The sequence below is a fragment of the Siphonobacter sp. BAB-5385 genome (assembly GCF_002261125.1).
Taxonomy (GTDB): Bacteria; Bacteroidota; Bacteroidia; order Cytophagales; family Spirosomataceae; genus Siphonobacter.
The window spans coordinates 33855-49267 of record NZ_NMPS01000058.1 but is presented as its reverse complement, the minus strand read 5'-3'; the positions used below and the strand labels follow the sequence as shown (position 1 = coordinate 49267).

Sequence of the window (15413 nt, the reverse complement as noted above, 5' to 3'; positions counted from 1 at the left end):
AGCGGCTGCCTTGCCCATGACGGGCATGACCGCTTACCAATGCTTTACAAGGATTTCCATACCGGAAGACGCGGCTCTTTTTATTGCAGGCGGGGCGGGCGGTGTAGGAACCGTCCTGATCAAACTTCTGCTGGCGGCTGGAAGTCAACGTGTTTATACAACCGCCGGAAATGAAGAAAGCTTTTCACATTTAGTTGGGCTGGGTTTACCCGAGGATCACATCATCAACTATCGTCAGGCGGATCTACTATCTACACTCCGTAAGAAGATGACCAGCGAAACGTTTGACTATGTGGTGGATTTGGTAGGCGGCTATTTATCCGAAATTTGTGCTGAACTGATTAACGTTTATGGTACGTATGTGGATGTAACATCTCTCACCACAGAAAAAGCCAGAGAATTACTGTTTGATAAGGCAACCACTGTGATTCACGTTGCTAATTACGCACACGCGTTCAGGAAAGATTGTCTTCATTACTACGGGAAAACCTTGAAAGAATTGTTTGACCGAATTGAACGTCATGAGCTTACTCCTCCTGCCATCCACATCCTGGGTAATCTAAGCGTAGAAACCGTTCAAAAGGCTCATCTTCTCATGGAGTCTAATCAAACCAGAGGAAGGAAGTTGATTATGCAGGTTTAAAGTAGTTATAAGTTACTTTTTCATCTAGCTACGCTTTTCATTAAATGTTACCAATAACTTAACCAATAAGATACTTCTTTGTAAGCCATGTGAAATGATAGTTATACAACTGCTTAGCTACTTACTCTTCGTAAAGGAAGCTATACTATCCTCTACTGCTAGGGTCATTCACAACTTTCTACAGAAGCCATCACGCTAGCAATAAAATCTCATCGATTTAAATAAAATAGCAACATGGATAAAATGATCAACAGTCCAGCGACAGTTGCCAGTATCTGTTGACTTTTATTGGTCTTTTGCTCTTTCATCCTGAGATAGTAGATCACGCATGCTAGGGGTAAACCTATACCAGCCAGATACTGCCATTGAATGCCAAAGCCATAAAAAGCAATTAGCACCAGGATAGGCAAACAAAAAGCAAAAAAGTCGAGCGGGTATTTTTCCATTTTATACCAGGTTTATAGAGTCGCTAAAGTAGAAAAACATTTCAGATTCCTAAGTATTGTTAACTAAAATCTGTTTCTCCCGCCGTTGTCGGTGTTTTGTTAAACACTAACCATTACATGGATGGCAGCGAGATATTCGCACACAAGTTGTTGGTTACGCTACGCTAAATACCAACAACGGCAGAGCAACATTCCACACAACAGACTATTATTCAACACTTTAAACGTCAAACAAGCTCATACTTATTTATTAATCTATAATTTCTATAGATTTTATTTGTTTTATACTTTTTCTCAACCGTATCTTTGCAACGTCTTCAATTACTACGGGTAGTTGGGGCTTATACAGAAAGGAGGAGAGACAGGCTCTGCGAATCCTTAGCAACTTTCCGACACGGAATCAGTGCTAACCTGCCTAACACATTAGGAACTATAAACCCAATACCGCATGGCACTCCACCCGACTCAAAATGGACCGGCCTGCTTCGTCCTCCGAAGCTAAGCACTGTTTTCTCGTTTGTCACGAACGTGATTTTCCGTCACGTCTGGTCGCTCCTGGATTCACTACGAGTTTGACCGTTTCATCTGATCATTCACCTTCATCAGCTCTTTCATCGCATGTCTATTTATTTCGATAACTCCGCTACTACGTCTTTATCGCCAGCCGTTCTGGAAACGATTTTACCCTATTTTACGCAACATTTCGGGAATCCATCCTCCAATCACCGGGCGGGTCGAGAGGCGAAACGTGTGATTCAGTCCAGTCGTCATCAAATCGCTGATTTACTGGCCCTTTCTCCCGAAGAAATCATCTTCACTTCCGGGGGTACCGAGGCCGATAATTTTGCCCTCAAGAGCAGCATTCAGCAGTATAGGATTCGTCATGTCCTGACCTCAAAAATTGAACATAAAGCCGTCCTGTTACCGTTACGGCAATTGGAGCAGGCGGGGCAAATTCAGCTGGATTACGTTGCACTCGACGAGCAGGGACGGGTTTCAATTCCCGACCTGACCCGCTGGCTGGAAAAGCACCCCAAAGGACTCGTCAGCCTCATGCACGCCAATAATGAGCTCGGGAACTTACTGAATCTGGAAGAAGTGGGTGCCTTAACCCAGCACTACGGAGCCTACTTTCATACCGACACCGTTCAGAGCCTGGGCAAAGTCCATGTAGCCCTCAACGCCGTTGATTTCGCCACGGCTTCAGCTCATAAATTTCGTGGTCCGAAAGGCGTTGGCTTTCTGGTCGCCCGTCGGGGACATCGCTTACCGGCCCTACTCAGTGGCGGTGGACAGGAAGGCGGCCAACGCGGGGGTACTGAAAACGTGCCGGGCATTGTGGGCCTGACCAAAGCATTGGAGCTGGCCATCACCCAGCAACAGCAGAACATCGCTCACCTGGATTCGCTGAAACGTCAGTTCATTGGTGGGTTACGGAATCATATTCCTGGTGTTACGTTCAATGGTCGATGTCAAAGTATCGACGAGACCTTACCCGGACTGATTAATGTCGCCTTCCCCATTCTGGATGCTCCCTGTTCGCTGGTTGAAGCCCTGGATGCTCGCGGAATTGCCGTTTCTGGCGGCAGTGCCTGTTCCAATCTGGCGGGCGGCTCGCACGTACTTCAGGAAATCCCCTCCAGCTTTGGGAAAGAAAACGTACGGTTTTCCTTCGGATCGGATAATACCCGGCAGGAAATCGATACCGCATTAACCATTCTTACGGAATTGTACCAAACGGAGGAAGTTAGTTTAGTGTCTTAACGATTTGGGAATTGTATTTACCAGGTTACAAAAAGTAGGCTTTTTAAGTTTTCGCTCCTATACTTAAAGCATTCGTCGCTTGAACTTTTGATTCCATTTTTATGAATGGAAAAAGGGTATTTGATTTGTAAATCAAATACCCTTTTTCCATGAAATTTCTATTCTTTTTTCTTCTTATTTCTGCCTATAGTTACGGCCAGACTACCGACTATACTTCCATCAAAAATCGCCTGCTTGCCATTCGACAGGAGGATCAGCAGTTGAGGGAAGAGCATTTTCCAATTGCTGAACAATACGGGTATAACTCACCACAAGCTACTTACTTCTGGAAAAAAGTAGCTACCAGAGACAGTATTCATGCACAAGAGGTAGGCGACATCTTGACCCGGTATGGATGGCTAAGTGCCAGGCAGATTGGAAGAGAAGCGAACCAAACCCTATTTCTGGTTATTCAGCACGCTAATCTGCCGACTATGCAACGTTACTTACCTTTCATGCAGCAAGCGGTGAGAGAACAAAAGGCCGAATCCGTTGATCTGGCTTATCTGGAAGACCGGGTCGGTTTGGAAAGCAACGGAAAACAGTTGTACGGTACTCAGATTGGTCAGGATACGCTTACTAAAGAATTTTACGTAGAACCCCTGGTCGATCCTGACCGTGTAGACGAACGAAGAGCTCTTATGGGCTTACCTGCATTAGATGTATATACGAAAGCCTGGGGCTTTGACTGGGATGTTGATAAACATAAGAAGCGAAACGATTCGTTAAAAAAGGCAGGCCACTAAAGTAACCGATCTACTTTTCTTAAATTCTGGCCAAATAGCACATAAAACACAGATTAACAACCTATTAATTTCTCAAAAGCTTAAAAGTACTCAGAAGAATAAAAAACATTTATGCACTTATTACTCTTCATTAAGCTATCTGGAATAGCTTCTATTATCTGTACAATTATACGTCTATTTAGCTTCAATTAGAGCCTCTTAATTAATGATTAAGATGTTGTATCACGAATATGTTTATAAAGAAATAACACAAGACGAATCTTCTTCATATCTTTCTAAAAAATTCATTTATTTCTCTGTTTAAAGAGTAGATTTGTAAGTCTAAGTATCCCCATCGCCTATCCGTTGTCCTTTACTTGATTTATGAAATTTTTGTGGGTAGTATGGCTATGTATGCTTGGTTACCAGGCTATAGCTCAGCATGAACGTATCATCATTGGTGATAAACCGAATTCCTACTTTTGCGTAGGATCCTTCGTTGAGTATCCGGTCTCTCTAGAAGGTAATTTTCCAGTTTCGGCTTCTTTTAGTGTTGAGTTCGGTGATTCTTACTATCGAACCCCCTATCACCAGATTCCGGCGACGTACGCCAATGGTAAAATCCGCTTTCAGGTAAGCTTTCCGGCAGGACTTCATGAAAACCAGCTTTCTTCAGCTACGATTTTACGGGTAAAGTGCACGAACCCTTCGGTCGTGAGCGACTGGAGCAATGATTACTTTTACGCCTCTTTTTTACCCGTCGTTACCCTAACTTCTCGGTCGTATCAGGCGAACCCTAATAGTACTGTCCCGCTCGAATTTTCTTCATTCGGAAGCAGCACGATTACTGCTCTTTTGAGGGATGAATTAACGGCAGACAGCTTGCGGGTGACGGTAACGACCACCTCCGCTCTGAGGGATAAACGCAGTGAGCCCATTTTGGTCGATAAAAACCGATCGTACGTGCTGCAATCCGTTTCCAACCGGTGCGGAACGGGCTCGGGAACGGGGAGCGTTTCCATCAAGGTCAATCCTTTTTCCATCCGTACCACGTCCGTTAGTCCGGCTGAATCCTGTACGGGTAATGAGGCGGTTGTGAATGTTTCGACGGCTGGCGGAAACCTGTCAGCCAGCGGAAGCTTTAAAATCCGGCTAACACGACTGAGTTACGACGGAGAGGAAGAACTTGATACCTACAAGGACGTTCCGGCCTCGTATTCCGGTAACGCTCTGCGTTTTATCGTTCCTGAAAATATCGGGGATTGGGAGCGAACGTATTCCGTCCGAATCATTCAGGAAAACCCTTACCTGATGAGTTCAAGCGATCAGGTACGTTTAAAAATACTCAACCCGGCCACCGCCCGTTTTTCATCGGGCAATCAAACGATTAAACTGGGTCAGAAACCGAATTTTTATTTCGATCTGCAAGGCACGTATCCTAGGATCGTCCACTTAAGCGACCAGTCCACGTATCGTCACGACGGCGATAGTCCTAAACATAACCTTTCATTTCCTACGCAGACCACCCTCTATACCATTCAGAGCTATAGCACGGGGTGTGGAGCCGGGCAGGTAGACAAAACGCCCGTTACGGTAACGGTTCAGGCGGGATTCAAGGTAGATTCCATACCCAACCAAATTTTTGCGAAGGGCAAAGCGTAACCCTGTCTTTAACGTCCAATGTACCCTTACCCGAAACAGCTACGGTTCAGATTCGGGACTATTCGAATGGATACCGAGGTACGCCTGTTGAGGCCACGATTCGTTCAAATCAGCTTCGCTTTACCCTTCCTATTTTATCGAACAATGAAATGGTACGCGTTCACGATTTTAACCTTTTCATCACGGCTGGAGCGTACGTTGCTGAAACGGCTAAAATTAGAATTTCGACGAAGCCTTCCGCCGTATTTAATGAATGGTATCGTAATTACAGCATCAACGAAGTACAGGATATCGATTTACCCATTCAGCTCATGGGTGGCGGTCCTTATGACTTACAACTAAGCGACGGCAGGAAATTACGCGTCACTGAATCGGCCAGTTTTTATACGCTTTATTCGTATCCCAACCTGAGAATACGTCCCACCCAGGCCCAGTCTACCTATCGGTTGGAAAAGGTTAGTAATACCTGTCAGACAACGGATTTAACGAATACGCCGGGTAATACTTCAATCATTACGCTGACGAAACCGGCTTCCCACGGTATCTCTCTAACGCTCCCAGCCAGGGCTTACTGCGTAGGCGATTCCATACCCCTTTCCTTCCAGACTACGGGTACGTTTGGCTCCGATAATGAATTTAGAATTCAGCGGATTATCGATAATAACCAGGTTACGGATCTCCGTACCATCAAGGGCACGAGTGGCCGTTCCGTCCCTATTCCGATTGCGGAAGTCAAAAATTTCTCCGTTCGTATCGTCTCCACGAACCCCGTTACGCAAAGCGAAGCCTTCCCCTTACGCATCGACAAAAAGCCAACGCTATCCTTGCGTACCTACGAACGAACTTTAAATGATTTGTTACCGGGCGATTCGATTCCTATTGACCTATCAGAGTCTATGACCTATGTGACCAGTCTAACCAGGCTGGTACTCACCAATGGCAAGCAGGACTGGACGTATTACCCGGCAGCCTCCGGCAATGACTACGGTGGTTTCTTTGTTAATTTTTACCCACCCGAGTCCGGTGCGTATCGCATCAAATCCGCAACGAACGTTTGTGGTACAACGTCCGGCTCGGGCGTACTGAACGTCGATCTGAAACCGTACCGCATTTTCTTTCCTACGGCTTATGCCAGTCAGAAACTCGTATTTTGCACCAAAGGCTCTTACCAGCTTCCCTATGGCATAGCCGGTTCCATGCCTGGGAACGTTACACTGGTGCTGGAAGTCGCCGCTGCCAAAGACAGCGTGTTCCGGGAAATTACCAGTTCCATAGGTACCAATCTGGCGGCGTTCCAGATACCCGACACCTATACGTCAGGTTCGTATCTGATTCGCTTGCGGGCGGGCGACATCCGTAGTACGGCCTTGCCCTTTGAGTTGGGCACTTTACCTACCGCAACGCTATCGGCTGACGGGCCTACGCAGGTTGACTACAGCCTACCCATGAAAATTACCTTTACGGGTCAGGGCCCCTGGAATGTAACGTGGACGGATGGTACGATCCGGGAGTTTCCGTTCAATCCCGGTACGATTAGCGAACACATCAGTAAAACCACCACTTTTGAATTAAAAGGAGTGACCAATGGCTGTGGCTACGGCAGTGTTTCGGGGAAGGTGACGGGTACCGTCAAGCCCCGACTAACCGTTAGTAGCTCGACGAATGCTATTTGTAGCGGTAGTTCACTCTTGGTTCGGTACTATCTCAATGGCGAATTCAGTACCTCCAATAAAATACGGGTGGGTCTGTATACGGCCCGAAAAGGGTTCATCCCGCTGGATTCGGTGACGACTACGGTCTCGGGAACGATTACTATAAAAATCCCGGCCCAGTTAGAGGGTTCAGACTTCTACGAACTGCGGGTCATGACCACCTCGCCACAACTCAGTGAAAGCCGTCAGCTGTACCTTTCTTTCCCGCCTTCCTACCGATTGATTGGTTCGAATACCATTAATCCCGGCCAGTATTCAACGCTACGGCTGATCAATCAAAACGCAGCCTCAAACATTCAAACCACGATCAATTACGAACTATCGACGGGTCAGAAAGGCGTTTTTTACAGCGATTCCAAAGAGCAAAACCTATCCGTTGCCCCTACGCAAACCACCACGTACACCATTACCAGTATTTCCAACGGTTGTGGGAAAGGAACGGTATCGGGTTCGGCTACGGTCATGGTTAATCCACCGGCCGAGCGGATGATTAATACGCAGTTTGTGAGTACGAAGTCAGGCTATGGTTACCTCTGTAAAGGCGATACGATTTTTGTCAGTTACGAAGCCAAAGGCTCCTTTAGTGCTACGAATCAGATGAGCGTTCAACTGTCAGATTCGTTAGGTCAGCAGTTTACTTCACTGCCCACCCTACCGGGTAAGCGTGATCAGGAGCTGGCGGGCATCCTGCCCACCACCCTGAAGAAAGGCTCCGGCTACCGGATTCGGGTGGTGGCCTCCGATCCGTCCAGCATGAGTAGTGCCAGTGCCACTTTTTATACTACGGCGGAGAAAGCAAGCGTGAAATTCGGCGTAGCCCAACTACCTATGCAGGCGAATGGAAGCGTCTACAAATTACCGCTGGAGTTTACCGGTGATGCTCCCTTTAGCGTAAGCTGGGGCGTGGACCCCCATTACGCCTCGTTTTTTACAAACAACCTGCGGGATAGCCTTCGCATCGAAGCCCTGTCGCCGAGTTTGACCTACAAAATCCGGCAGGTTACCAATGTTTGTGGCATCGGTACCGTACTGGACCCCAGTACGCTGAAAGTGGAGCTGATTACGGCTACTGAACCGACGGCCTCGCACGCGATTAAGGCCTTTCCCAATCCAACGACCGATCAGATTCGCGTGGAAGGCCTTCAGCCCGGAAGTACCATGCAATTAATGACTCTCATTGGTCAGATCATTCAGCAAACCGAAGCCAAGGCTACTCAGGAAGACCTTAGTCTGCGTGCAGTACCCCCAGGCATTTACCTCTTACACATTCAAAACGCCACCGTTGCCCTCACGTTCCGTATCCAGAAATTATGATGTACCGTTTATTGTTACTGCTTTGTTTGGGCTTGAGCTATTTTCCGTTAAACGCTCAATCCATTACGATTGAAAAGGCCCCGGCCACGCTTTGTTTTGAAACCGACGTAGACATTCCTGTTCAGATCACGGGGACGTTCGCTGCTACCAATCAGTTCGCCATCGGAATTGAATACGATGGTTATCAGTATTCAGAGTTTCCGGCTCAATGGGTCTCAGGGAATAAACTACGCATTCGCCTGGGTCAACATACGTTTAACTACCTGAGGCCTTATGGTCGCTATCGGATGAAGGTCGTTGCTACGTCTCCGGCCTTTACCAGTAACTGGTCGGATTACAACAGCGTGGGGGCGTACCCTATTCTAAATTTAGGGGAACACTCCTTTCAATTGAATAAGTATTCGCAAGCCAAAGTCCCGTTTACGGCTAGTAGTGACATGACAATTACCCTACAGGATAGTAGTAGTCGTGATACCCTACAGTTTAAATTTTACACCTCCGACAACCTGTTTAAAGCGTCAGGTGAGCAAACGTTTACGTTTGACAAACCGGTTAGTTACTACGTAAAAAGTATTCAGAATAGCTGCGGCACGAATACCGGAACTGGTTTCATCCGCGTCAAAACGAATCCCGTTAGCATTCAGGCCACGCTGGTTACGCCCTTTGCCACCTGCGAAGGAAACCCTGCTTACGTAAACTTCAGTACGGAAGGGGGAAATTGGGTAAATGGCAACACCTTTAAAATCCGCCTGATTCCTCAATTAAATCCGGGTCAGGAAACACCTAACCAGTACGTGGATACGGATGCTACACTTGAAAACGGATCTTTGAAATTCACGGTTCCGTCGGTACTAAGCCGATACAATACCAACCGCTTTTCGGTACGAATTGTGAGTAGTAACCCGAAGACGGTTAGCCCGTATAACAATTTGTGGATGGTCATTGCTTCTGCTCCAACGGCCGAGCTTTTCACCAATGAGCCAACCCGTGTACCTTATGGTTCTGCTGTTTCGATAAACGTTAAGGTAAAAGGCATTTCACCTTATCACGCCATCCTTTCTGACGGTACGCAGACCAGCGGAGAAGGAGGATATAACGACCCAACCGAAGGCTCATTTTCGGTAAAATATACGAACCCGCTTCTGCAGAACCAGACTTATACGTTATCCTCGGTTCAAACGGGTTGCGGACCGGCAAAAATTACAGGGAATCCCATCAGCATAGCCCTTACCAAAGGCTTGTTAGTGGACTCCCTTCCTACGAAAGATGCGTGTGATGGGCAGGTATTTCGTTTCCGTATCCAATCGAATCAAAACCTGAACGGTCCGGTTAAAGTACGTTTCAATGCAAACCTTTCAACGGGTACTGCCCCCCATGAGATTCAGGGAACGATTGCTCAAAACTGGGTCAGCTTTGTGGCGAGTCCGTACGTAAACGATTCCGATCAAGAAGTAAGAACCGTAAACGTATCCCTGGATTTTGGAGATTATCAGACGAACAATCTCTTCTACATTGATCTACACGGCAAACCAACCGCCCGCTTTCGGGAAAATGCTAATATTACCACCTTTGACATCCCTCAATCGTATAACCTTAGCTTTACAACAACGGGTAGTCATAGAAATATCGTAACCTTTTCAGACGGTTCTCAATCTACGTATGATAACCCCTGGTATAAAGCATTTTATATACAACGATCAGAAACGTATTCCATCGTAAAGGTTTCCAATCTTTGCTACAGTACGGATTTAAAAGACGATTGTGTCGTAACGGTAAGATTTCCCAATAATCAGGGCATTCTTTTTAAAAATCCAGTCTCTATAGCCTGTCGTGATCAGAAATTAGCAATTAATTTCGATACGTATGGGGAGTTTCAACCGGGTAATAAGTTCAAAGTTCAATACGCTACTTCGTATTCGAGTTTCAAAGATTTTGAATCCGGGATAGTCAATCAAAAAGGTTCTTACTCGCTTACGCTTCCTGAAGAAACCCGGCAACAGGAAAATATCTATGTCCGTATTATTTCTACGGCTCCGGAAAAAGTTAGTGATATCTTTTATATCAACTTAGCAGGAGAGGCTCGGTTAAGATACCAAAACTATACCCGGGAAATTAAAGCCGGCTCAACGTCTTCCTATTTTGCCGAATTCGACAATAATTATCCGCCCCTAGCCATGGTCGTTTCGGACGGCACCAGGGAGTGGACCCTAAGTTCCCCCAGTGAACGTAGCCTTCAGGCAAATTTTAGTCCCACCCAGACTACTTATTATAAAATTCGCTCCATCAGTAATGTCTGTGGTACGGTTAACCTTCCCAATACTTCATTCAAGATTACAGTCATTACGAATGACTCCCTGCGAGTAAGCTGGCCCGCAAGTGCCCGTTTGGAGAACCCCTGCCTTCAGGGAAAAATTAAACTTCCCTTTGTGGTTAGAGGAAAGCCAAATGCTAACACAACCTATACGCTTCAGGTAAGTACCCGAACGGATTACAATGCCCCGCTAACGTTTGTCGATCTGGTCCAAACGAAACAAGCTGGTTTTTTTGAGTTTGAATGGCCGGCCAGTAATCCTGTCAGATCATTCGCTTTCCGGATTATGACTTCCAACCCGGCGACCCATTCGGATACGCTGTGGATTAATGCTGTCATTCCTCCCCAAGTAGTACTCACGTCTCCTGATCAGATGGTTGAAGGCGGACAAAGTGTGTCTTTAAACGCAGAATTCAAAAACGGATCGTACGGCACGATTTACTGGTCAGATGGGTTCGTCGGTTCGTACTCACGTTCGGTAACGGTTCAGAAAAAGACTACGTACACCATCAGGTCCGTTTCGAACCAGTGCGGTTACGGAACGGCTACGGGTGAAGTTACTGTTCGGGTGAAGCCCGTTTTGAATCTAACCACCGTTAGCCATTATGAACTATGCCGGGGAGCTACGGTAACAGCAGGGTTTTCGTTCTCGGGCGATTACGATGAGTCTAATTATTTCGTCCTTTCACTGATCAATACCAAAACCCGGAAAGCCATTCGGATGGATTCCACCCGGACGGGTACCAGACCTTTTTCACTGAAGATTCCCACCCATTTTACGCCGGGGCTGTATACGCTGGAGCTGGCTTCTACCAGTCCGGTCATTCGTACTTCGCGATCGTTAAGAATTCTCTCGGTCCCGGAGTACCGGCTTCTGGGCAGCACCATCATCAATCCGGGCCAATCGACTACCCTACAATTTGTCACCCCGCATCAAACCGGCGAATTTGTTTCGTATACCTTATCCGATAATTCTACGGGTACTTTCTACGCCGACGGGTATGCGTTTATCAACGTAAAGCCTACCCAAACGACCACGTATACCGTTCGGGAGCTAGTCAACACGTGTGGCAAAACCGCAGGAACCGGTTCTGCAACCGTTACGGTTAATCCACCCAGCGAACGGACCGTTTCAGTAATTGATGCAGTCAATGCTAACTACTACTCCCGGATTTGTGCAGGAGATACGCTTTACGTTTCCTACGCGACTACCGGTACTTTTTCGGCTAACAATCGGTTTTCCATCCAAATCTCCGATTCAACGGGTACGAATTTCAAAACAATCAATACCCTTCCCTGGGGTCAACAACGACTCAAAGCACTCGTGGCCGAAACCTTGCCCAGAGCTTCCGGATACCGGGTAATGGTCGTAGCCACCGATCCGAATACGTCCAGTGCGGCTTCGGGCGTTCCGATGACCGTTTCGATCAAACCTACGGCCCGGCTACTCACGCAAACGGCGTATGCGTTACCCGGACAGAAGCTTTCCGTTCCCATTGAATTAACGGGTGATCCTAACTGGCAAGTGGAATTGAAAAATGAATTTTCATCGTTGTATTTTTCGCTGACGCTCCCCATTGATACGCTGACGTTCGATCGTCAGGAGAACATCTCGGTCTATAAACTCGCCAGCGTAGTCAATGGCTGTGGTGTAGGGCGGGTGATTGAACCTTCGCAGCTACGCGTCGAATTGGTTACGTCTGTTGAGTTGCCAATTGTATCGGCTATTGAAGTCTTCCCGAATCCGGCTACTGAAAAAATACGAATCAACGTAGGGCGGCCCGGTACCCATCAGGTACGGCTCTATTCCCTTACCGGAACCCTTCTTTCGGAATCGAATTTCAGTGACACGTATATTGATCTGGATGTAAGTGATTTACCCATGGGAACGTACCTGCTCCGTTTTCTGGAAAAAGGAAATACGCAAACGTTCCGAATAATCAAGCATTAGTAAGAACGCCTGTTCTATTTGATAGAAGAGGCGTTCTTCGTTTTATCCCTACTCGAAAGGTATCCGTGTACAATCAACAGTCCAATTAGAACTCACTACCCCTTACCAGCCCATGGAAAACACTCGTAAACAAGCCAGAAAAAGAGTGATCAAAGTACTGACGATCGTTTCAGGAAGTACTTTTCTTTTCCTGTTTTTAGTACTGGGCTGGATGGCTAATCTGTTCAATAAACATACCTGGACGTACACGTTTGGAGCCGATCGGTTTCCTGATGCAATCACGATTCACAATGGCTTTGATCCGGTTGTAGCCATCGTTAGCATTACGGGTGAACTGAAGCAACCCGTCAAACTCTATTGTAATGTCAATTACAACCGTCAGGATTCCACTTCCATCGGTGAATTAATTAATGGCGTGTTATTACCTAAAGGAAAAGTAAATTATACCTCTGGCAGAAGAGATTACTACGGCCGGGAATTGAATGTCATCTGCGTTCCGGTGGATTCCAACGCTTCCTATGGCCGGCGATTAAATCTTAAAGTGGAAATCTATTAAACCCGGCTCTAGAGGCTTCTGCCCACCAAACTGGCACTGAGTTTTTGCTTACTGATGCTAAGTGTAACCCCTTATCACCAGCGTATGAAAACCAGTTCATTGCAACGGATTGGCACTGCCATTGCCGTGGTCGGCAGTATCGTCGGCACCTATTTCTACACCCGCTCCCGTACGCAACGCCGCAGTACCTTCAGCAAACAGCGAAAGGAAATTGACGAAAACCTGCTGACGCCTTCCAACGAAACGTTTGGCATCATGTGGCCGACCATTTATACCGGCACCACCGCTCTGGCCATTCACCAGGCCCTACCCGACCAGCTCGACAATCCCCGCTATCAGAAAGCCGTCCCCTGGTTGCTCAGTAGTTATGCTCTGAATAACGTATTCACTTATTTCTTTTCCCGGGATGATAAAGCCAGTCGGCGGGCCTCAGCTCTGACGACCATTGCCTTATTGCCCAACGCTTTAATGCTGCACAAAGCTCTGGAAATTGGTCAAACGGAAGTCCCGCAACCGGAACGCACGTTTCAAAAGTCCATCAGTCTGTATGCAGGCTGGCTGACGGCGGCTTCAGTGATTAGTGCCGGAAATCTGCTGTTGCAGTCGGGCATCAAAATTCCGGAATCGTTAAAAGGCAAAGTGACCTGCGGAGCGTTATCTGCTACCGCCACGCTGGGTATCGGTATGGCGAAGAAGCTGAATGATCCGTACTACCTGCTTCCCTTCATTGCCGCTTTCGTGGGCATCGCCAGCAAGCAGTACGGCGAACGCGACGACGTAGCCCTGTGTGCAGGAACGCTGGCTTTAACGGTGGCCGGAGCTTTCGTAACGCAACTTCAGGAAGCGAAACCATCGCAGGAATTGGCTGAAACAAACCCTGCCGAGTAGAGCCTTGTACCTGCATACGCCCCCCGTTTTGCGTAAAAGGGGGGGCGTATCGTAAAAAAAAGCTTCTATTCTTCCAAAAATGAATGCAGGTTTTCCAGCACTGTACGGGATAATCACTGACGGGCTTCGGTGGTCATGCCTGATGTACGGATTCGATCCGTCCGGGAGAATGCTTTCAGGGTCGTTCCCGCCCCGTCGGCGTCGAAAACTCCATCAATCCACACCGATCAATCAGTGTTAGTTTATTGAATAGCCCCATTCGTGCAAATGGTTTTAGTATGGGACTAGAAACCTCCAGTTCACTAAAACTAAAACATCCCGAAGGCGATAAACCTCCGGGATGCACTATCTAATAACCAACAACAATCAACTAAAAACCCGTTTAAACCAGCCTTTTCTCCAGCTCCGTCAGATGATCGTCGTTGAAATCCAGGTGCGTCACCATCCGTACTTTGTCTTTGCCAAATGGAGCACAACGAATTCCTTTTTCATTCAGTTTCTGAACGTAATCGGTGGCCAGTAAGCCTTCCGCCAATTGGAAAATCACGATGTTGGTATACACCGGCAGAACGTCAATCACTTCCGGAACGCGGCGTACGATGCCTTCGATGGTCTTGGCCCGCTGATGGTCTTCTTTCAAGCGATCCACGTGGTGATCCAGGGCATAAATTCCGGCAGCGGCCAAATACCCCGCCTGCCGCCAGCCCCCGCCGAAGCGTTTGCGTACGCGACGGGCTTTTTTGATGAAATCTTTCGTACCCAATAGCAGCGAACCTACGGGTGCTCCCAGCCCTTTCGACAGGCAAATCGAAATCGAATCAAATACCTGTCCGTACTGGTCCGGACGTTCGCCGGTCTCTACGAGGGCATTGAACAAGCGGGCTCCATCCAGGTGCAGACTTAATCCGTGGGCTTCGCAAACGGCTTTAATCTGCTGAATTTCGGCTAAATCATAGTAGCATCCTCCCCCTTTGTTCACCGTATTTTCGAGCGATACCAGCCGCGAAATCGGGGCGTGAATGTCATCGGCTTTGATGCTGTCGCGTACCTGTTCCGCGTTGAGGCGACCGTAATCGCCCGTCAGTAAGGTGGCCGATACCAGCGAATTGCTCATCATGCCGCCGCCTTCGTAGAGATAAATGTGTGACAACGCGTCGCAGATCACTTCGTCGCCCGGCGTGGTGTGTACTTTGATGGCAATCTGGTTGGTCATCGTACCCGAGGGACAGTACAAGGCCGATTCATAGCCAAACAATGCCGCCGATTTGGCTTCGAGAGCGTTGACGGTCGGGTCGTCCTGAAAGACATCGTCGCCTACTTCGGCCGCAAACATGGCCTCCAGCATGGCTTTCGTCGGGCGGGTTACCGTATCAGAACGTAAGTCAATGATCATGGTTTTCAA

10 protein-coding genes and 1 riboswitch are annotated in these 15413 nt (G+C 47.5%); of the genes, 8 read left to right on the top strand and 2 right to left on the bottom strand.

The window, feature by feature from the left end; genetic code table 11:
- The first annotated feature begins 16 nt into the window (after positions 1 to 16).
- Positions 17 to 643 carry a zinc-binding dehydrogenase gene (locus tag BWI93_RS05665; protein WP_094809174.1) on the top strand — a complete coding sequence of 209 codons (627 nt, stop codon included), beginning with the start codon at positions 17 to 19 and terminating at the stop codon, positions 641 to 643.
- A gap of 209 nt (positions 644 to 852) precedes the next feature.
- Here the strand turns inward: BWI93_RS05665 and BWI93_RS05660 are convergent, their stop codons facing one another.
- Positions 853 to 1089 carry a hypothetical protein gene (locus BWI93_RS05660; protein WP_094809173.1) on the bottom strand — a complete coding sequence of 79 codons (237 nt, stop codon included), beginning with the start codon at positions 1087 to 1089 and terminating at the stop codon, positions 853 to 855.
- A gap of 338 nt (positions 1090 to 1427) precedes the next feature.
- A riboswitch (SAM riboswitch) is annotated at positions 1428 to 1528 on the top strand.
- Positions 1529 to 1707: 179 nt separating this feature from the next.
- Here BWI93_RS05660 and BWI93_RS05655 point away from each other — a divergent pair.
- The 7 genes from BWI93_RS05655 to BWI93_RS05625 all read left to right on the top strand — a co-directional run bounded on the left by BWI93_RS05655 (position 1708) and on the right by BWI93_RS05625 (position 14011).
- Positions 1708 to 2853: a cysteine desulfurase family protein gene (locus tag BWI93_RS05655; protein ID WP_094809172.1), complete on the top strand. Its 1146-nt coding sequence runs from the start codon at positions 1708 to 1710 to the stop codon at positions 2851 to 2853.
- Between the two features lie 149 nt (positions 2854 to 3002).
- Positions 3003 to 3638: a DUF6624 domain-containing protein gene (locus BWI93_RS05650; protein WP_094809171.1), complete on the top strand. Its 636-nt coding sequence runs from the start codon at positions 3003 to 3005 to the stop codon at positions 3636 to 3638.
- Between the two features lie 393 nt (positions 3639 to 4031).
- The gene (locus BWI93_RS05645) at positions 4032 to 5279 is read left to right on the top strand and encodes a hypothetical protein (RefSeq protein WP_094809170.1); all 1248 of its coding nucleotides are present in this window, start codon (positions 4032 to 4034) and stop codon (positions 5277 to 5279) included.
- 149 nt (positions 5280 to 5428) lie between these two features.
- The gene (locus BWI93_RS05640) at positions 5429 to 8305 is read left to right on the top strand and encodes a T9SS type A sorting domain-containing protein (protein ID WP_094809169.1); all 2877 of its coding nucleotides are present in this window, start codon (positions 5429 to 5431) and stop codon (positions 8303 to 8305) included.
- Entirely contained in the window at positions 8302 to 12567 is a 4266-nt protein-coding gene (locus BWI93_RS05635) for a T9SS type A sorting domain-containing protein (protein ID WP_094809168.1), read from the top strand. Before BWI93_RS05640 ends, BWI93_RS05635 begins: the two co-directional genes overlap by 4 nt.
- Before the next feature lie 112 nt (positions 12568 to 12679).
- Positions 12680 to 13123 (top strand): hypothetical protein, encoded by a 444-nt coding sequence (locus BWI93_RS05630; protein WP_094809167.1) that lies wholly within the window; start codon positions 12680 to 12682, stop codon positions 13121 to 13123.
- Between the two features lie 84 nt (positions 13124 to 13207).
- Entirely contained in the window at positions 13208 to 14011 is an 804-nt protein-coding gene (locus tag BWI93_RS05625) for a tryptophan-rich sensory protein (RefSeq protein ID WP_158242694.1), read from the top strand.
- Positions 14012 to 14393: 382 nt separating this feature from the next.
- Here the strand turns inward: BWI93_RS05625 and BWI93_RS05620 are convergent, their stop codons facing one another.
- Positions 14394 to 15404: a low specificity L-threonine aldolase gene (locus BWI93_RS05620; RefSeq protein WP_094809165.1), complete on the bottom strand. Its 1011-nt coding sequence runs from the start codon at positions 15402 to 15404 to the stop codon at positions 14394 to 14396.
- Positions 15405 to 15413 lie beyond the last annotated feature (9 nt).